We start from the raw sequence: 19,564 nt of genomic DNA, 5'->3' as shown, positions 1-19,564 counted from the left end.
ACACCTTTGCTTTTATTGTAGCTAAAGTACTCCATGAGAACAAGAGCAGAGAGCTGGGGCTTGGCATAAGCCTACTTTTCGGGCATGTTAACAAATCTTTTCCACTCGCAGAAATATTCCCTAGGTTGTCTACATATACATGCTGTAGATGCTTGTTAGGCGGGGTGAATCTATTGAGTGTTTTATTCAAAAACCGAAAGCTACAATGGTTCGTTGTCATGCTCCTTGCAGCAGGCACTGTCTTGCTGTCTGAAACTTTGCTCCCATCCGCAAGTAAACTGACGGTACCCGTCGTCTCTAAGGAGGAACCGTCAGCTCCGTCGCCGGACATGCAGCCTGCTGATCGCGGCAAATCTTCGGACAAACAAACGCAGGAACCGTTGAGCTACCGCATTGCGGAGTATCACATGAATGTTGCCTACACGCCAGAGACGAGGCAGCTCAAAGGGCAGCAAGCGTTATCGTGGGAAAATCCGGGTACAGTTCCTGTGCAAGAGATTTATCTGCATTTATATCCAAATGCATTCGCATCTAAGAAAACCACGTTTATGCGGGAGTCCGGCGGTAAGCTAAGGCAAGATGAAGCCACGGCTGATAGTACCGGCTATATGGACTTGCTTTCTGTGAAAACGGCTGACGGCGAGGACCTTACGCCACGCATGGTGTTTGTGCAGCCCGATGACGGCAATAAAGATGACCATACCCTGATCAAAATACCGTTGTCAAAACCCTTAGGAGCTGGTGAACGAGTCGCTCTCAAAACGGAGTTTCTCGTCAAACTTCCCCAAGCCTTCGCCAGAATGGGCTATGTGGATGACTTCGTGATGGCTGGGCAATGGTTCCCTAAGGTAGCCGCATATGAACGGATAGGCACAAGAGGTCGCACCGAGGCAGGCTGGAATCTCCACCAATATCATGGGAATTCGGAGTTTTACGCAGATTTCGGCTTATATGACGTGAAAATTCAAGTGCCGGCGAACTACACGGTTGCCGCAACAGGCTTCCCTGTGAAACCTGCTGTGACGGAGAACGGAACGAAAACGTATCAATTTTATGCCGATGACGTGCATGACTTCGCATGGTCAGCTTCACCACACTTCGTGTATGTAGAGGAACCCTTCTCTACACCGCAAATCCCCGGGGTGAAGATCAAGCTCTATCTTGATCCCAACCATCAGGAATTGAAAGACCGTTATATGTATGCTGCCAAAAAAGCGCTGTCCCGCTATAGCCAATGGTACGGATCGTATCCTTACTCAACCTTGTCTATTGTTGTACCTCCTCCCGGAGGCAACGGCGCAGGCGGGATGGAATATCCTACGCTGATAACGGCTTGGGGCGCGGAGGACAAAACGCCGGATCAAGAATTGGAACGCGTTGTTGTACATGAGATCGGACACCAATACTTCTATGGCCTCGTGGCGAGCAATGAGTTTGAAGAAGCTTGGCTGGATGAGGGCTTTACCTCCTATGCCGAAGATAAAGTGATGGAAGCAGAATTCGGAGCGACCCCTAATTTGCCAGTCGAGTCGAGCTACATTACTTCCCCAAATGCCCTGAAGCAAAATGCGTGGGCCTATACCGGACATGATCAATACGCAGAAAATGTGTATACCAGAGGCAAGCTCGTGCTGAAAGCGATTGAGAAACAGGTCGGCACCAAAACCATGGATCGTATCATGCGGACTTATTTTCAAAAATGGCAATTCAAGCATCCCTCCACCAAAGACTTTCAAAACGTTGTCGAGGAAGTATCCAAAACGAAGTGGGACGACTTCTTCAATGAATACGTCTATGGCTCGAAGATGATTGATTACAGTGTCGAGAGCATCCAAGTGAAAGCTACAGGCACCAAAGGAACAGGCCCATACGAAAGCACGGTCCTCATCTCCAAACGCGGGGGGAATTCGCCTGAAGTGCCGATCCAGTTCCATTTCGCCGACGGCACAGTGCTCGACAAAACGTGGGACGGCAAAGAGAGCAGCATTGAATACAAATTAACCCACACGACACCTGTAGATTGGGTGCGTATTGATCCGAACTACTCGCTCATTCTAGAGAACAAACATATTAATAACTTTCTGCAAGCAGAAGTAGACACCAAGTGGAAGCTCCGGCTGAATCTCGGCATTATTCAATTCCTGCAAGCTATTTTCGGGTGGGTAGCCTGGTAGGCGCCCACTCTACAAGGCAAGTTTGCCTTCAGAAAACAACGCTTAGGAGGGACACCCGTGACAACCTATCTCAAATCCGGCTTCAGGGCGGCTCTACGGCAACCCTTCGCTACGATTGTCTTATTCATTTACCAGATGTGCTGGGGCATGCTGCTCTATAAGCTTGTACAAGGAGTGCTAGTCCCCCTCATGCACAGATTTCCAGGCGGCGACCAGCCGAAGGAAGCACTCCAGCTTTTTCTAGCCGAAAGTCAGTTCCAGCTATTCAAAACGGATCTTAGCCATTCCTATCTATGGTGGCTGGCTATCCTGCTCCTAGCTCGCATGCTGCTCACCCCGATGATGAACAGCGGCGTCTACTACTCGCTCACGCATTCGGAACAGAATGCCGGCTATCGCTTCGTTCGCGGCATCAAGGAACTCACGCTTCCCTTCTTCGCCGCATATCTAATCCGGATCGCCATGTCTCTACTGCCACTCATCTGGGTACTGCCCAAAGCGCAGAAAGTGCTGGCTCACAGCACATCTTATGAACAAGCCTCCCTCGACTTACTGCCTTGGTTGATGGGGATGCTGGTTTATGGCTTTCTGTTGCATCTACTCTTTATGTACGTGCAGTTCGCCATTGCTGCGAATCTCGGCATTGTATCTACGGTCATAACGTTCATGCGGTATTCACTGCCGATTATCGGTCTTTCTCTGATCCTTTTACTCAGTTCAGGACTTTTGGCAGGGATCACAGTTACAACGACCTATATCTGGGCAGGTCTGGTTGCGCTGATCATTTATCAGCTTTTCCCGCTCTTCCACATTTTCATGCAAATGTGGTCCATCACTTCGCAATTTCAGCTTCTTTCCGCCAAAATGAGTCGTTGAAACCTAATAAATTAAACCATTATTGGTTTAGATTTGTTCAATCCCCTTGCAAAAGGGGATTTTTTTGTCTGTAAAGCGAACCATTACACATTTTTTCAGACCAAATTGCACGAAAAAGGAGGAATTTCGATGTTTATGACGAATTAGAGAGACTAGCATTAAAAAACCAAATATTTCATGCCGAATTCCTCATTTCTTGGGGAAACGGGGGAACCATACCGGGTGAATTGATCTTGCAAGACAGGGATCATAGGGAACCTTCAACCGAACCCTCCAGCTAACCTCGTAGGCACCGGAAGGAGACAAGCAGTTGAAAAAGGTTGTTGCTCTTCTTTTTAGTCTTGTTTTGTTTTTGAGTGTAGCTTTAGGGAGTGTGTCTGCGTCAGAATCCACATTGGACTCAACGGTTGACGAATTGATCGGAACACCGTACCGCGATGCGGGAACGACAACAAGAGGCTTTGATTGCTCTGGTTTCACCGCGTACGTGTTCAATAAATTCGGCATTGACCTTCCTCATAGTTCAGCAGCTCAAAATAAAGAGGGCTACTGGATCGACAAAAGTGATCTTCGTAAAGGTGATCTTGTGTTCTTCGACACAGGGGGCAAAGGCATTTCTCACGTTGGTATCTACCTGGGTAACGGTGAATTTATTCATTCGGCATCCAATGAAGGTATCGTGAAAAACAAGCTAAGCGAATCCTATTATGCGAAAAGATATGTATCCGCTAGACGTGTTCTGTGGGATGATATCTACAATCAACTAACTGCTGAATCCAAGTAATTTTCTAGTTCCTCATGAATAAAGCCCAGACAAGCGTTAGCTCGAATGAGCCGCTTCTCGGGGCTTTTATTCTTTTCTTATGGTTACAAATTCGTCAGAAGCCCCCGGGCTTCGAGAAAGGACATTAACCATGTCGCTAACAAGCGGAAACGACCACCCGCCATTCCCTGGTATCATTCAGTCCCTCGAGGAACTAAGACCCCGAGTCGGAGAGCCCCACCCTGCTGTTCAAAATAAAGCCATCTCCAGCATCGACGATCATATACGCGCTTTTTTGGCAAAATCACCTTTATTTTTCTTGTCTACTTCAAATAAAGATGGCCTTTGCGATGTCTCTCCGCGCGGTGATCACCCGGGCTTCGTCCGTGTCCTGGATGATCGCCGTCTGATCTATCCGGAACGACTTGGGAATCGCCGCATCGACTCTATGCAAAATCTGCTCGACAACCCCCAAGTCGGCATGGTGTTCGTCATCCCCGGCGTCGACATCGTGCTGCGGATTAACGGACGCGCTTGGCTGACGCAAGACGAGCAATTGCTGGCAGATATGCAGCTTAACGGCAAACTCCCTGTTGTCGCTGTTGGCGTTGAAGTGCAGGAATGCTTCGTTCACTGCAGCCGTGCCCTCAAGCTATCCAAGGTTTGGGACCAGGATACTTGGCTACCAGAACAGGAGCACCCGGATAGCATGGCTATGTTCCGTGCTCACTTGGCTCTGAATGGCGTCGAGCTGAAAGAATAGAGCAAGGCATTTACCATATGAGAAAATGTGTAACTTGACACAGCATGTAAGCTGTCCTATAATTACCGCATCATGTTTCTAGGGTTCCGCGGCGCTGCAGCGCTGGTCTGGTCCGAGAGAAAACACACAGCGGATACGCTGTGATCACGGAGGGGAAAAAGCCCGGGAGTCTTATCGCGCAGCGATATTGCTTCCAGGCTTTTTCTTTTTGCCGCCTTTTCATGGGCATCTTAGTCTACTTATTGAAGGAGTGATTCACAGATGGCATGGTTATTTCTGGTCATTGCAGGTGTTTTTGAAGTCGTATGGGCGATCTCGTTGAAGTTCTCTAATGGTTTCACGCGACTGATTCCATCAAGCATCACCATTGTTGGCATGATTATCAGCTTTTATTTTCTCGCAGCAGCAACAAAAACTCTTCCTATTGGCACAGCGTATGCCGCTTGGACGGGAATTGGCGCAGTAGGCGCAATTATTATCGGTACCCTATTCCTGAATGAGCCTATTAGTTTACTTCGCATTCTATTCATGATCCTCATTCTGGTCGGCGTTCTTGGTCTTAAGTTCACATCCGGACATTGATCCTAAAGTTCCACCCTTCACATTGGCCGATGATGCTCAAGCCACTATGTAGCTAACATACCAGAAGGAGCTGCCGACAAATATGCGCAGATTCTCCGACAGCGGCTTAAAGATCTCATTCAATTCTTCATACGAATAGTAGTTTTTAATAATTTCATGCTTGGAGCCATCGGCCAGCTCCCTTCTTTTGTACGTATCTTCGCTATGTTCACTCGTAATCAGCTCACCGCCTCTTCCTGGCACGTACACATTATCCGCAATAAACACGCGGGCTCCTCGTCCAAGCCGCTCGTGGAATCCTTGCAGAAACGAGTCCAGGCGATTTTTCGGAATATGCGAAAACCAGAAGTTGGCGAGTCCGCTGTCAAAATCCCCTTTTACCTCAGAAAGCCGGTATGCGTCCCCTTCTACGAAGGTGGCATTATGCAGCGGCCAAGACTTAGATGCAGCAATTTGCAGCACCTCTGGTCGGACGTCCACGCCAACGATGTGTTTGGCCGTTTCCGCCATGAACTGTGTCCAATACCCGGTGCCGCAAGCCACCTCCAGAACTCGGCCCCCAGTTACCTGCTTCTTCACGATATCCGCCAGCATCGCAAGTTCTTGCTGATAGTCCGCATCCTCGCGAGCATAAATCCGTTCATATTCAGCTGCTCGCGCGCCGTAGTAATCCTGCATGCCTTCTTTCTCCTCATTCAAAAGCCGCTGCCTATCCTTCACCTCGTGAACGATCCGTTGTTTGGCGGCCAATAAGTCAGCAAAAATAGCTCCACCCTGCGATGCGTAATTCGCTAGTAGACCATGCGTCGCCATTACAATAAGCTGTGTCATCGACAAGCCCGTTTCCTCCGCCATGCGCTCTAGATCGGTCTTCACCTTTTCAGGTAAGTAGACGGATAGTCTTTTGGTTTTATCGTTCTTGTCATCCATTTGGAGATGCCCCCTTTGCATTTTTTCCATTTTAACATATATTATATGTCATTAAAACACATTAATTATGCTATTTCATCTGCGCAAGAGAAATTTAGGCTACGCTACTAGCCACTCACCCTCGCAAATCTCTCTAGTATACATAGAATACAAAGCAAGTATATTCATATGTTGATAGGAGATGGAGAAATGATTCCCAAACAACGTATTGCTGGAAAACCGAGCAGAATTGTTCGGCTCCCCAAGAGCGCAGGGCTGCCCAGAAGCAAAGCCATGCTGCTGTACCGCACGCAGCTTAGAAAGTATCACAAGCCCGGTTCGGGCCGCTTTCTAAGCCAACGCACCGTTTCGATCGGAACCGACAACTCGTGGTTCAACGCGCAAATCATTCCCCGCGATCCCGCGTGGGTGCCCGTTACGAATGCCAACTATGTTTGGTACTCTGGCAACCTAAACAGTGAGAATGCGATCATTTCGACACGTTTCACGCTTGCTCAAAATAGAGCCATTCTCGGCGCTTCTCTCTTCCTATCTGTCGACAATTACGCTGTTGTCATCATCAATGGTGTGCCGCTCCTTTTTGACGGACCGCAGAATACACCTTCTTTCTACAATCCTGGCCGTACTTTCGATATTCGTCGATTTGTACGACGTGGACGCAATGATGTCGTCATTATCGCCTTTAACCTTGGCGGACCGCGCACTGCGGAAATGCCTGCAGGTGTTGCTGCCAGACTCGATATTCGACTCAGCAACTTGCAATAGTATGAAAAAGGCCGGGCCTCCATCCGCGGATGGAACCCGACCTTTTTTTTACATCAACTGTCGTTCGCTCCCATAGCGCCGCTTCAATTGACTTAAGAAGAATTGCAGCGAGAGGAATAACAGGGCGAAGCTGGTGCCTACACTCAAAATAATCCAAGGATGCAGCCTAATATACCTGGAGCCATAGGCAATCAGGGACAACCATTCCCCCGATGTTGTAATCGTAATGGAATAGCCGGCATCGCTGTCGCCAATTGTTTCTGTACCGCCAAGCACGATGTTAAAGACGGCCAATTGACCCAGCAGGAAAAGCACTTGCATGAATTCGCTAAGGAACATGAACGTCATTTCATTCCTCATGCAGGGGATTAGATGCCGGACTGTGCGATGAACAACGGAACCCCCCATTAAACGCGATGCTTCAATAAACAATTTATCATTATAATAGCGGGTACGTTCGGCTATCTGATGGGCAAGCGGAAATACGCCGATAAATGTGACGAGAATAATAAAAGTAGCGGAGAAGAGCATCTTGTAGTGCGCATCCGCTTTCACCCACTGGTCCAGCCTTAGCCCGAAATACATCCCTGCGAGTGGCGGAAACAGAAAGACAAAAGCAGGTACGGATGCGACTACCCACTGCATCGCCTTTAGAACCCCCCACCCTTTGCCGGTAGTCCCGCTCCACAATCCCCATGGCAACGCAATAACAAAACGGAGCAGTGTTAGTGCTAAAGTCGTGCCCAGCGTGTATTTCAACCCGTTAAGTAGCAGGCTCAGCATATCAAAGCCTCGGTGATCCGTCCCTAGCAGGAACGTGCTGTTCGGCGAGAACGGCGGGATGTTGTAACGCGTTTTCCCGTCTTGCTGATATTGAATCATGTTGATTTTGTCCTCCGACGCGATGCCGTGTGGCTTCAGCCATGTGCCGAATATCGCAACAAGGAGAATAAGTACGATAAGCGCAATCGAGATGTAAAATGCGCTAGATGAACGTTTTATCATCGTGAGACGACCTCCCCTGTGCGAACGACAAACCTTTTACGCAGCAAGGCATAAATCAGGTGAAAAGCCATCGCGAGCAGCACGAGCGACATGCAAATGACTGACATCGATGTAACGCTCTGCATAGCAGGCGAAGTTATGAAGCCCCCCAAGCCGAAAATGCCGCAGATCGCTTCGGCCACAGCCATGCTCGCAAGTGCCAGTGTCGTCGCCTTCGGCAGAATCGAGAGCAAATCAAGCATGACATTGCGCAGAACATGCGAGATCAGCACCTCACCACGGGTCAACCCTTTGGCTTGTGCGGTAATGACATAGTCCTGGCCCAGCTCGCGCGCAATGGCGACGCGCATGGTACCGTAAATCGTAACCGATGGAATCAGCGCGATGGTCAGAAAGGGGATGAGAAAAGGCGTTTTATCGCCGACTTGTACAATGAGCAGGACGTAATGACCCAGAAGCTTCGTCACATAGATCGCACCTAATTGAATAAGTACAATTAAGAAAAAATCGGGTAAGCCCACCAGCAGAGCCTGTGCAGCATCTAGTACAACGCCTAATCTGCGCCACAATGACGCTAACATCGCCATGAGCACACTAAGCACAATTGCCATCAGCAGGCCAGGGATGAAATACGTACACGTGCGAAGCAGCATAGTAGGAAGCTCTCCGATTACAGAGATTTCACTGCGGTTGTACGGGCTGCGGAATTTACCGAAATCACCATGGAAAAAGCCCTGGATTTGATTTTTCACGGAATAGCTGTAATACCGCCATGAAATGATAGGACGCTCCAATGGAACCGCAGACACGCGGTAAATGCCTTTGATCGTCGCCGACTTGCTGACGTATTCCCACGACTCGCCATAAGGTACGGATAGCAGGCCCATTTTATCATTGAGTATGCGGCTTCCGGGCAGTTGATCGCTTATTTTCTGAATGCTTGTATCCGGTCCGAGCGTGACCCGAATTTGATCTGGCTGGATAGACAAGAATGCATTTCGGATGTTGCTCAGAAAAAAGATGCACACCAGTGTGAACACCCCGAGTAACAACCACCGAATCGTTGACTTCAAAACCGGTCACCTCGTTCTATTATTCACCGTTGGTAGATAACTATCTCATAGTTTACCACGATTCAATTGGGAGCACTATCCATTTAAATGGCAACAGTAGTGACGCGCTCCCTCTCCCCCCGTTTGCGAAGGGAACCACAGGGCCTTATTCGCACTAAACCCGCTCAATTCAGCTGCAAATGGGAACTACAGGGTCCTATTCCTTCGAAAAAGCCAACATTTAGGCTGATATCAGTAAAATAGCGGAACGTAGTTCCCTTCCAATTACGAAAGTATCGATTCCCGGCAAAATAAAGGACCAGAGTTCCTCTACGCACTGTGCGGTGCGGTGGGTCGTGCGATAGGTGGTGCGATAGGTGGTGCAAAGGCGATGCGATGGGTGGTGCGATGGGTGGGGTGGGGTGGTGTGGTGTGGTGTGGTGCTGTGCTGTACCGGTCCATGCCTTTCCGGCTGTCCACCAAAACCGCACCAAAACAAAAAAACCTGGCACACAATCACGAAGATTACGGTGCCAGGTCTTATTCAAACTCCGTTCACTCACGAGCTGAACTGCGCTTGGTGCAAACGGCTGTAAACGCCGCCCACAGCGATGAGTTCCTCGTGACCGCCTTGCTCAGAAATGCCCTTCTCCGTCACAACGACGATACGGTCGGCATTCTTGATCGTCGCCAGTCGGTGGGCGATCACAAGCGTGGTCCGGCCCTGCGACAGCTCGGCGAGCGACTGCTGAATCGCCGCCTCGGTCTCGGTGTCGAGCGCTGAAGTCGCCTCATCAAGGATGAGAATCGGCGGATTCTTCAGGAACATCCGCGCGATCGCGAGGCGCTGCTTCTGTCCGCCCGAGAGCTTGACGCCGCGCTCGCCAACGACCGTATCCAGTCCCTTCGGCTGGGACTGGATGTAGCCCTCCAGCTGCGCACGCCGTGCAGCTTCCCAGATTTCGGCATCCGTCGCGCCTAGCTTGCCGTAAGCAATGTTCTCCCGCAGGGTGCCGGAGAACAAGAACACGTCCTGCTGCACGATGCCAATTTGGCGGCGCAGCGATTCTAGCTGGATACTGCGTATATCCATGCCGTCAATGGAAATGCTGCCTTCATTTACATCGTAAAATCTCGGCAGCAAGCTGCATATCGTTGTTTTGCCTGCACCGGAAGGACCAACGAAAGCAACGGTTTCCCCTGCGCGAATGGACAAGGAAATGTTATTCAGAACCCGGGCTTCCTGACCGTATCCGAAGGAGACAGAATCAAATGTGATTTGGCCTTCCAGATGGCCAACCTTCACAGCGTCAGGCTGATCAGACACTTCAACCTCTGTATCCATGACTTCGCAATACCGCTTAAAGCCAGCAATACCTTTGGGATAGCTTTCAATGACGTTATTAATTTTCTGGATCGGACCCAGAAACACATTCGTTAATAGCACGAACGCAATAAATTCCCCGTAGGAAATTTGCTTATCAATCACGAACCACGTACCGCAAATCAACACGAACACGGTCACCAAACGCATGAGAATATAGCTTAAGGAGACATTCCATGCCATGATTTTATAAGAAAGCAGCTTGGTTATGCGGAACCGCCCATTGTTATCTTCAAATAGCTTCTTCTCGTAAGACTCGTTCGCAAAAGCCTGAACGACACGAATACCGCCAATGTTATCTTCGACTCTGGCATTGATGTCAGCAAGATCACCCATCATCCGGCGGAACGTCTTCGTCATTTTTTGATTAAAAAACACAGCGATCCAGAGCAGCAGAGGGACAATCACGAAGGTTAGCAGCGCCAGCTTCACATTAATGCTCAGCATTAGCAGAAGAGCGCCGATTAGCGTCATCACCGCAATAAACAAATCCTCAGGTCCATGATGCGCCACTTCGCCAATCTCAAGTAAATCATTGGCCATACGCGACATTAATTGACCTGTCTTGTTATTGTCATAGAACCGGAAGGAAAGCTTCTGCAGATGATCGAACATTTTTTTTCGCATATCCGTCTCGATATTAATCCCCAGCTTATGACCCCAATACGTAACGACGAAATTCAGCACGGTGTTCAGTCCGTAGACAGCAAGCAGCCCTGCACAAGCCCATAGAATCCAAGACCAATTCCCGGCAGGCAGTAATTTATCGACCACTTGATTAACAGCTAGCGGAAAACCAAGCTCCAGGAGCCCAGCCACAACCGCGCAAGTAAAATCCAGAATAAATAAGTGCTTATAAGGCCTATAGTACGAAAAGAAACGTTTCAACACGTTAATTCACACCTCCATCGACTATTATACATCAAAGAAAATGAATGAGGGAAAAAATAGGCAGTTACCGGAAGACAGCTGTCCACCACTTTCATATATATAGTTGAACAGCATTCTGTGTGTGGAGGAAACGACAATGCTTATCAACTCATTGGATACACGAACCTCGATCTTCCTTGCCGCTATGTGCAGTCAGAGCTACGGCCAGCTTGAGAAAGGTTCGGAGAACGTCATTTTACCCCGCAATTATCGGATGGTATCCTCCTTTACGGCAACCTCCGCCCTCAGCGGTAAAGAGCCTTTCGGTTTCATTGCTGAGTCTGACAGGCAGATTGTGATCGTTTTTAGAGGCACGAGCTCGACGTCAGATTGGATCTCCGATGCTATAGCCAGTCAGACTGTATATCCCTATGCCAAAGACGGTGGCCTTGTCCACAAAGGCTTTCTCGATATTTATAACAGCGCTCGCAAACAGATCCTATCCGCCATGTCCAAGCTTTCTCCCCGTAAAACCCTCTACCTCACTGGACACAGTCTTGGAGGATGTCTCGCGAATTTATGCGCCGCCGATCTGACGACGAACACAGGGTTTAAGGCGCCCTCCGTCTATACCTATGGTTCACCGCGCGTCGGAAATCCGGCCTTCGCCAGCCTCTTCAACCGCAGAACCGGGCCTCATTATCGCATCTATAATACGAATGATATCGTCCCTGAGCTTCCGCCTTTCATCTATAGGACTCCACGCTCTGACCAAGTCTACCACTATCTGCATGTCAAAAAAGGCGTCGAACTCACCTACCAAGCTGGCTCTATGTCCGCAAACCACGCAATAAGCGGTTATTTTAACGAATTAGCAAAGCTTGATCCCCGTTATGCGGAGCAACTACGAACCCGAACACCAGGGTTTTGCCCATGACCGTGAGTCGTGACATGCCTTTACGGTTTAAACAACTCAATAACGGCAAGGATAGAGGTTGATGCTTATTTTTGTGCAAAAGGGGAGCTCAGCCTTGGTTCTGGTTTTTTTCCTGGTTTTAGTTTGGTGTTGCCTGCATGTGTTAGTCACTCTTCCCAAAAAGCTGCCGCTCAAGACGAATGTGCTGCTTTACATGGTTTTGTCCATCATTGACATCAATTGGATGGCCTTATTAAGTAATAATCTAAACTTGTACCGCTTTAGCACGCAAATCCCTGAATTCCTGTCTGTGATCCTATACCGGGATTTCGTATACGGCTTCACCCTGATTACTTTTGCCAATGTATTTCTAACAGCTTCTAGACTTCTTGTAAAAGTATTTATTTCCCTTTATGTCTTCCTCTTTCTCCTTATTTGCTGCCTGATTCTGAATGGGACAGAGGCTGTAACTAATGTGAAATGGAACATCTACTATGAGTGTGTTGTGCTGCTGATCATGATGGTTTTGACGTATTATCTAGGGCGCTGGCTGCTGTATCTGACGCGGAAGGAGCGATCCGCATGAATGATGTGGTCAGTTACGACAGTCATTTCAACGCAAATGAGTGGTTTGTCATCGCCATGACTGTTCTAGGGGTGATAATGATTCTGATATTACCCAAAAGGTTCACCCCCATACAGACCTTGTTCACTTTGCTGATCGGGATCGTTTTTGGTCTTATTTTTGATCAGACGATTGGAATTCCTCCCTTTGATTTCTACGACATTGGGGATCGTTCCACGCATCAGTTGTTCGATATCTTTTCCTATTCCATGTACGCTCCCTTCGGCTACCTCTTTATTTATGGATACAAATGGCTTGGTCTAAAAGGTTTTTACATCATTCCCTACATAATAATTTGGTCGCTCCTAAGTATAGCCACTGAGTGGGTGAGCTTGTTGGTTGGACTTTTTCATTATAAGCATGGGTACAAGCTCATATTCTCCATCCCTATTTACTTATTTCTGCAGTCGATTCATTATCTGCTGTTTCAGAAACTGCTCGATAAACAAAATAAGATGGAATGAGCATATAAAAAAAATCGTCAATCAACCCTGACAGACTCTTGTCAGGGTTACTTGTTTATAATCCAGATATACAAGTTAATCAGGAGAGGAAATGATCACTTTATGAAAACAATGAATCAAACAGGCATCGTAATAGCCGGATTACTGCTCGCTATTCTCATGGCTTCCATGGACAATACAATCGTCGCAACGGCTATGGGCTCTATTATCGCAGACCTCGGAGGACTGGATAAATTCGTTTGGGTCACATCCGCCTATATGGTCGCGGAAATGGCGGGAATGCCAATCTTCGGCAAGCTCTCGGATATGTATGGCCGCAAACGATTTTTCATCTTCGGCATCGTGGTCTTTATGCTAGGCTCTGCTCTCTGCGGAACGGCCACTTCCATCGTACAGTTAAGTATCTATCGCGCTATACAGGGGATTGGCGGAGGGGCCTTGGTCCCTATTGCCTTCACGATTATGTTTGATGCCGTGAAACCCGAAAGCCGTGGCAAATTAATGGGACTATTCGGCGCTGTATTCGGCATGTCCAGCATTTTTGGACCCCTGCTCGGCGCATATATGACCGATTACGTGAAATGGGAATGGATTTTCTATATTAATCTTCCACTAGGTCTCATTGCCTTCTTGATGGTTGCCATTTTCTATAAGGAATCCCTTCAGCATGTTAAACAGCGTATCGATTGGACTGGCGCCTTCACGCTTGTAGGAGCAATTGTCTGCCTCATGTTCGCTATGGAGCTTGGCGGGAAGCAATACGCCTGGAATTCGGCTCCTATCCTTGGATTATTCGCCGGTTTTGTCTTGCTCACCATCTTCTTCATCTATGCGGAGACTCGCGCTGAAGAACCGATTATTTCGTTCCGCATGTTCCGTGACCGTCTATATGCAGCAAGCAATGCCATAGCTATGCTAAGCGGCGCCGCCTTCATCACGGCATCTGTGTATATCCCAATTTTCATTCAAGGTGTTCTTGGCGGGAGCGCTACTAATTCTGGGCTTGTACTGCTGCCCATGATGCTCGGAACCGTCGTTACCGCAACGGCTGGCGGCTTCCTAATTAGTAAATTTACCTATCGCGCTATTCTCATATCAACCCTCATCCTGCTTGTTGCGGGAATGGCTCTGCTCATGACGTTAACCCCAGAGTCAACGCGTATGACCATTACCCTTTACATGATCTTAGTAGGCCTAGGGATTGGCGCTTCCTTCTCGGTTCTGAGCAACGCTGCAATTCATTCAGTACCTGCGACCAGGCGGGGAGCAGCTAGTTCCACACTGAATTTCCTCCGCTCGCTTGGCATGACGATCGGTATTACTATCTTCGGTATTATTCAAAGCCATTCGCTGACGAAGCACCTGGCAGACACCTTCACAGGAAACGGCGCTTCCGCTTTGCCACAAGGTTTCGATGTCAAAGATCCGCATGCACTGCTGGACCCGGCAACCCGTACCCAAATTCCCGCAGGGGTGCTCGGTCAAATATCGGATGGTCTATCTTCCTCTATCGCGACTACGTTCGCTTGGGGACTTATCCCTGCTGTACTTGCTCTAGCTGCCGCTTTCGCGATGAGCAGAGAGAAGTTTGAGATTGAGCCCCATACAGAAGCTTACTCCGCATCTCATTAAATAAGGTCCCCTCCGCTCAACATTGAGCAGGATGGGGATTTTTTATTTGCATGGTCAATTCTTATACCGACGGCATTCCTCTAGCTTTTTGGCAAAGGTTTACAAAAATCTCTTTTTAATTTACAATTTCCTACAGGATCATTAGTGATTCGACACGAACCTACAGAAGACGAATTTTGATAGGGGAATTTATACCAATGGATCTTTTAATAAGCGAGAATCGCTGTCAGAGAAACACGATTGCCTTGCGATTATTGCTGCTAAATTTCACGATTATCACCCTAGTCATCTCCTTTGCCTACTTAAGGCTCGGGTTAACTGCTCCTCACTATTTGTATATGGTTGCCGCCAATGTCTTGACGCTTTCTGCCTATATCATTTTTTATTCCTACCGCAAGGATTCTGGCTGGATCGGCTATATCCCAATTGGGGGACAGTTTCTGAACACAATCCTTTTGATGATGTTTGTACCTGCTGTAACGAATACGTTTAGCAGTATTTACATCGTTGTCGTAGCCGCCGTTTTCATGCGCAGAAAGGTGATGTTTGTCGCCATTTCGCTTGTTCTGGCAGCGGACGCTTACTTCTTCTTAGTTGTAGATACCAAGAAATTCGGGCTTTCTTCTCAAATACTAACAGGCATTCTTACGTGGTCACTGCTCATTATCATCAGCATGCTTCTGGTTTCCAGCAATAACAGAAAGCTCATGGAACGGTTCTTCACGTTGCAGAAAGATACGCTGGATAAAGCCGAGCAAATCAAGCATATGGCCTCCACTGATAGCTTAACCCTGCTTCCCAATCGGTTCTCCGCCTATGAACATTTAGAGCATGCGATCCAGCAAGCAAGCGCTGCTAATCGCCGGGTTTGTGTCATTTGGGTTAATATTGATAACTTTCAAATGATTAATGATTCTGTGGGGTATGCCACAGGTGATCAATATTTGCGCTTTTTTGCCCGTAAAATGGTACATACCTTTACCCCCGGCATGCATGTTTCGCGATCGGAGGGAGATGAGTTTAACCTCATTTTGGATGTAGGCGACAATAATAAGGATTTCATAAGCACGGTCCATGCCATTTGGAAAGCTTGCCAATCCCCTTTTCAAGTCGCCGGCGTTTCCTATCCGCTCAAAGTGAGTATGGGTGTCGCCTTGTATCCGGATCATGGGCAAACTGCCGAGCAGCTGCTCAAATGCGCCGATGTCGCTATGCGTAAAGCTAAGGCCAGCGGGAAGCATCAGTTCCGTATTTTTGATGAAACGCTGCGCTTAGATCAGCTCTACAAGCGGAAGCTGGAAAATGCGCTCCAGGGAGCTTTGGCGCAGAATCAGTTTACTCTACATTTCCAGAGTCAAATTCATGTGCCTAGCGGAGAAGTCAAAGGGTACGAGGCTTTGCTGCGGTGGCAGCAGCCGGATGGGGTGTACATTCCCCCAAGTGAATGGATTCAATTGGCAGAGGAGACAGGGCTCATTGTGCCGATCGGTTACTGGGTGCTGCAAACCGCTTGTCAGACGACGAAAAAGTGGCAGATTGCCTCCCAGATGTCTTTTACTATCTCCGTTAATATCTCTGCGCTTCAGTTGATGCAGTATGATTTTGCGGATCAGGTGCTAGCCATATTAGTGGAGACTGGGCTGGACCCCCGGCACCTCGTGCTCGAGCTCACGGAAACTCTGCTCATTCAGTCCATTGAAACATCGACCAACCACCTTAACTTCCTTAGGGAGAAAGGGGTGCGCATCGCGCTCGACGACTTCGGCAAGGGCTTCTCTTCCCTTAGTTATATCAAGCAATTGCCAGCAGATATTATCAAAATTGATAAGTCCTTCATTGATCATATTGATGATTCAACCGTAGATCGGGTGATTATGGAGTCAATCATCTCACTCGTTCAGCGAATCGATAAAGAGGTTATCGCCGAAGGTGTAGAGAAGCAGGAGCAATTGCTCATTCTGCAAGCCGTTGGCTGTGATTTCGTACAGGGATACTATTTCAGCAAACCTTTGCCTGAACATCAGGCTTTCCATACACTCGTTCAAGCCTAGCACAACAAAACCGCCCCTATTGGGAGCGGTTCTATTTGTATATGAAGGGAAGGCGCTTCTCGATTACTCATCAAAAAGTGGCGTAGATAAATACCGCTCTCCGGTATCTGGCAGGATGACTACGATGGTCTTCCCTTGGTTTTCCGGCCGCTTAGCGATCTCTGTAGCTGCAAAAGCTGCCGCTCCCGAGGAGATGCCGACCAGCAAACCCTCTGTTTTCGCCAGCAAGCGAGCCGTTGCAAAAGCGTCCTCGTCGGATACGCTAACGACTTCATCGATGACGGAGCTGTCATAATTATCTGGCACGAAGCCTGCGCCAATGCCTTGAATCTGGTGTGCCCCTCGCGTGCCACCAAGTAGCACTGGTGAATTGGCCGGTTCTACGGCGATAATTTGTACGGATGGGTTCCTTTTCTTCAAAACATCCCCCACACCGGTGATCGTCCCGCCCGAACCTACACCAGCAACGAAAATATCGACACGTCCATCTGTATCCCGCCAAATTTCCTCCGCTGTCGTCTTCCTGTGCACCTCGGGGTTAGCTGGATTGCTGAATTGCTGCGGGATGTAAGCATTTGGCAAGTTCGCTGCTAGCTCTTCTGCTTTCTTCATCGCCCCCAGCATTCCCTCAGAAGCAGGCGTGAGCACAACTTCCGCACCTAACGCCTTCAGTAATTTCCTTCGCTCAACACTGAACGATTCCGGAATCGTAATCATTAAGCGATATCCTAATGCCGCAGCGGCAAATGCAAGACCTATCCCTGTATTTCCGCTGGTTGGCTCTATAATAACGGTATCTGGTGTTATTTTACCAGCTTTCTCGGCTTCCTTCAGCATGGCGAAACCGATACGATCTTTGACACTTCCGGCCGGATTAAAATATTCCAACTTCGCCATTACTTTGGCTTCGAGGCCCTGCCGTTTATTGTAATTCCAGAGCTCTAGCAGCGGCGTATTGCCGATTAGCTCTGTCAAATTATTGTATATGGTCGCCATCTCGTATGACCTCGCCTTCTTTAAATATTAAACCTATGAACTTACTCGGATAAGAATAGTATAGCTCGTTAATGGCGAAAAATGAAATCAGTAATGTTGATAAGGGAGTCCTATATTTTCTTATATATGAGGATTTGGTATACTTATCCAGACGAAGAACGTCCTTTCGCCTCGCGGCGTAAGGGCGTTTTTTTATTTTACTTGTGGGATAGGAGGAGGTGGGAAATTGGATTTTGAATGGTTATATGCTTCATTTATTGCGAACCATGCGGCTCTGCGGAGCGGTGAACGGAAGGGGAGGTTATTGAGAGGACATGCCTATGCGGAGAAACTATTTCTCCAGCAAGTGTGGGCGCCGTTGTTCGGAAATTTCGACAATCTGCACCCCGAGTATGAAATCTACGATTGGAATCGAAAATCTCAGTTTCTCGATTTCGCATACATCACACCTTTTGGCAAGTTTGGTGTCGAATGTGATGGCTTTCAGAGCCATGTCAAGGATATGGATCGCGATAAGTTCAGCTATGCGCTAAATCGCGAAACTTTCCTGACCGCTATGGGCTGGAAAATGATGCACTTCTCTTTCGACGATATCCAAAGTCGTCCCGAAGTATGTCGGATGCTCCTTCAGATGGTTGTCGGACCTTATATGCTCCGAAGCGGTGAGATTATCTCCTCGAGATCAGCTAGCCAGATGATGGAGAAAGAAGTGTTGCGGCTGGCTTGGACCCTCGGTCGGGCGATACGCCCACAGGGTGTCATTCAGCAATTGGACGTGGATTTTCGGACAGCACGCAAGTGGCTGCGTGGGGTTGGGGTTGGGGTTGGGGTTGCTGCAGATTGAAACCCGCTCACTAATGTAGCAATAGTGATCTTATGTTACACTACTAGGAGAAATCATCGCGAACGTTAGGAGAAATTGACGAATGAAACTGGTATCGTGGAATGTGAATGGGTTGCGCGCATGCGTGAATAAAGGCTTCGTAGATTATGTCAAAGAGACGGATGCCGACATCATCTGTGTGCAGGAGACGAAGCTGCAAGAGGGACAGATCGCCCTCGAACTTGGCGAGGACTACAAGCAGTACTGGAACTACGCCGTCAAAAAAGGCTACTCCGGCACGGCCGTTTTCACCAAGCTCGAGCCGCTTTCCGTGCGCTACGGCATGGAGGAAGATGAAGAACCTGAGGGCCGGATCATCACGCTCGAGTTCGAAGACTTTTACCTAGTGACGGTGTACACCCCGAACGCCAAGCGCGATCTCTCCAGGCTCGACTACCGCCTGGAATGGGAGGATCGCTTCCGCAGCTACCTCGGGCAGCTGGACGCGAAGAAGCCGGTTATCGCCTGCGGCGATCTGAATGTCGCTCATCATGAGATCGACTTGAAAAACGCCAAAGGCAACCACAACAACTCCGGCTTCACTCTGGAGGAGCGTGGGAAGATGACCGAGCTGCTGGAGGCCGGTTTCATCGACACCTTCCGGCACCTCTACCCGGATCGGACCGACGTTTACAGCTGGTGGTCCAATATGCCCGGCGTGCGCGCACGGAATGTCGGATGGCGCATCGACTATTTTATTGCCTCGGCAAGGCTAAGCCCCAACATCGTCGCCGCCGACATCGATTGCCAAATACTGGGCAGCGATCATTGCCCTGTTCGTTTGGAAGTAACCTTTTAACCAGCCAGCCACAAAGTTAAACGACCAAAAAGCG

Annotated in this window: 18 protein-coding genes and 2 riboswitches; of the genes, 13 read left to right on the top strand and 5 right to left on the bottom strand. The window is 48.6% G+C overall.

Going from position 1 to position 19,564, the window contains the following annotated elements:
- Nucleotides 1–218: 218 nt before the first annotated feature.
- From GQF01_RS12810 to sugE, 5 genes are all read left to right on the top strand, one after another.
- The gene (locus tag GQF01_RS12810; RefSeq protein WP_161407173.1) at nucleotides 219–2,174 is read left to right on the top strand and encodes a M1 family metallopeptidase; all 1,956 of its coding nucleotides are present in this window, start codon (nucleotides 219–221) and stop codon (nucleotides 2,172–2,174) included.
- Between the two features lie 57 nt (nucleotides 2,175–2,231).
- Nucleotides 2,232–3,050 (top strand): hypothetical protein, encoded by an 819-nt coding sequence (locus GQF01_RS12805; protein ID WP_161407132.1) that lies wholly within the window; start codon nucleotides 2,232–2,234, stop codon nucleotides 3,048–3,050.
- 168 nt (nucleotides 3,051–3,218) lie between these two features.
- Nucleotides 3,219–3,357, top strand: a riboswitch (cyclic di-AMP (ydaO/yuaA leader).
- 45 nt (nucleotides 3,358–3,402) lie between these two features.
- Entirely contained in the window at nucleotides 3,403–3,834 is a 432-nt protein-coding gene (locus GQF01_RS12800) for a C40 family peptidase (RefSeq protein WP_407945403.1), read from the top strand.
- Nucleotides 3,835–3,964: 130 nt separating this feature from the next.
- Nucleotides 3,965–4,576 carry an MSMEG_1061 family FMN-dependent PPOX-type flavoprotein gene (locus GQF01_RS12795; RefSeq protein WP_161407130.1) on the top strand — a complete coding sequence of 204 codons (612 nt, stop codon included), beginning with the start codon at nucleotides 3,965–3,967 and terminating at the stop codon, nucleotides 4,574–4,576.
- A gap of 68 nt (nucleotides 4,577–4,644) precedes the next feature.
- Nucleotides 4,645–4,747, top strand: a riboswitch (guanidine-I (ykkC/yxkD leader).
- A 90-nt stretch (nucleotides 4,748–4,837) separates the two neighbouring features.
- Nucleotides 4,838–5,158, top strand: coding sequence for a quaternary ammonium compound efflux SMR transporter SugE (sugE, locus tag GQF01_RS12790; RefSeq protein ID WP_161407129.1), 321 nt, complete (start codon nucleotides 4,838–4,840; stop codon nucleotides 5,156–5,158).
- Nucleotides 5,159–5,194: 36 nt separating this feature from the next.
- Here the strand turns inward: sugE and GQF01_RS12785 are convergent, their stop codons facing one another.
- Complete coding sequence (locus GQF01_RS12785) at nucleotides 5,195–6,088, bottom strand: methyltransferase domain-containing protein (RefSeq protein WP_235959503.1); 894 nt, start codon at nucleotides 6,086–6,088, stop codon at nucleotides 5,195–5,197.
- A 189-nt stretch (nucleotides 6,089–6,277) separates the two neighbouring features.
- Between GQF01_RS12785 and GQF01_RS12780 the strand changes: the two genes are divergently transcribed.
- On the top strand, nucleotides 6,278–6,853 hold the full coding sequence (locus tag GQF01_RS12780) for a hypothetical protein (protein ID WP_161407128.1): 576 nt from the start codon (nucleotides 6,278–6,280) through the stop codon (nucleotides 6,851–6,853).
- Nucleotides 6,854–6,901: 48 nt separating this feature from the next.
- Here GQF01_RS12780 and GQF01_RS12775 read toward each other — a convergent pair whose 3' ends face one another.
- From GQF01_RS12775 to GQF01_RS12765, 3 genes are all read right to left on the bottom strand, one after another.
- Nucleotides 6,902–7,858 carry a hypothetical protein gene (locus GQF01_RS12775; protein ID WP_161407127.1) on the bottom strand — a complete coding sequence of 319 codons (957 nt, stop codon included), beginning with the start codon at nucleotides 7,856–7,858 and terminating at the stop codon, nucleotides 6,902–6,904.
- On the bottom strand, nucleotides 7,855–8,931 hold the full coding sequence (locus tag GQF01_RS12770; protein ID WP_161407126.1) for an ABC transporter permease subunit: 1,077 nt from the start codon (nucleotides 8,929–8,931) through the stop codon (nucleotides 7,855–7,857). The genes GQF01_RS12775 and GQF01_RS12770 overlap by 4 nt, the downstream gene beginning before the upstream one ends.
- 538 nt (nucleotides 8,932–9,469) lie before the next feature.
- Nucleotides 9,470–11,185 carry an ABC transporter ATP-binding protein gene (locus GQF01_RS12765; protein WP_161407125.1) on the bottom strand — a complete coding sequence of 572 codons (1,716 nt, stop codon included), beginning with the start codon at nucleotides 11,183–11,185 and terminating at the stop codon, nucleotides 9,470–9,472.
- 136 nt (nucleotides 11,186–11,321) lie between these two features.
- Between GQF01_RS12765 and GQF01_RS12760 the strand changes: the two genes are divergently transcribed.
- The 5 genes from GQF01_RS12760 to GQF01_RS12740 all read left to right on the top strand — a co-directional run bounded on the left by GQF01_RS12760 (nucleotide 11,322) and on the right by GQF01_RS12740 (nucleotide 16,852).
- Nucleotides 11,322–12,101 (top strand): lipase family protein, encoded by a 780-nt coding sequence (locus GQF01_RS12760; protein WP_161407124.1) that lies wholly within the window; start codon nucleotides 11,322–11,324, stop codon nucleotides 12,099–12,101.
- 139 nt (nucleotides 12,102–12,240) lie between these two features.
- Entirely contained in the window at nucleotides 12,241–12,666 is a 426-nt protein-coding gene (locus tag GQF01_RS12755; protein ID WP_161407123.1) for a hypothetical protein, read from the top strand.
- Entirely contained in the window at nucleotides 12,663–13,169 is a 507-nt protein-coding gene (locus GQF01_RS12750; protein WP_161407122.1) for a hypothetical protein, read from the top strand. The genes GQF01_RS12755 and GQF01_RS12750 overlap by 4 nt, the downstream gene beginning before the upstream one ends.
- Before the next feature lie 102 nt (nucleotides 13,170–13,271).
- On the top strand, nucleotides 13,272–14,801 hold the full coding sequence (locus GQF01_RS12745; protein ID WP_161407121.1) for an MDR family MFS transporter: 1,530 nt from the start codon (nucleotides 13,272–13,274) through the stop codon (nucleotides 14,799–14,801).
- 197 nt (nucleotides 14,802–14,998) lie between these two features.
- A complete protein-coding gene (locus GQF01_RS12740) occupies nucleotides 14,999–16,852 on the top strand; it encodes a putative bifunctional diguanylate cyclase/phosphodiesterase (RefSeq protein WP_161407120.1) in 1,854 nt (617 codons plus the stop codon).
- A 63-nt stretch (nucleotides 16,853–16,915) separates the two neighbouring features.
- On the opposite strand, the gene cysK is transcribed toward GQF01_RS12740, so the two are convergent.
- The gene (cysK, locus tag GQF01_RS12735; RefSeq protein ID WP_161407119.1) at nucleotides 16,916–17,848 is read right to left on the bottom strand and encodes a cysteine synthase A; all 933 of its coding nucleotides are present in this window, start codon (nucleotides 17,846–17,848) and stop codon (nucleotides 16,916–16,918) included.
- Between the two features lie 226 nt (nucleotides 17,849–18,074).
- Between cysK and GQF01_RS12730 the strand changes: the two genes are divergently transcribed.
- Together GQF01_RS12730 and GQF01_RS12725 are read left to right on the top strand one after the other, a co-directional pair.
- Nucleotides 18,075–18,692, top strand: coding sequence for a PDDEXK family nuclease (locus tag GQF01_RS12730; protein WP_161407118.1), 618 nt, complete (start codon nucleotides 18,075–18,077; stop codon nucleotides 18,690–18,692).
- A gap of 82 nt (nucleotides 18,693–18,774) precedes the next feature.
- On the top strand, nucleotides 18,775–19,530 hold the full coding sequence (locus GQF01_RS12725) for an exodeoxyribonuclease III (RefSeq protein ID WP_161407117.1): 756 nt from the start codon (nucleotides 18,775–18,777) through the stop codon (nucleotides 19,528–19,530).
- Nucleotides 19,531–19,564 lie beyond the last annotated feature (34 nt).

Source organism: Paenibacillus silvestris (assembly GCF_009882985.1).
GTDB classification, from domain to species: Bacteria; Bacillota; Bacilli; order Paenibacillales; family NBRC-103111; genus Paenibacillus_E; species Paenibacillus_E silvestris.
This window is presented reverse-complemented; position numbering and strand designations above follow the sequence as displayed.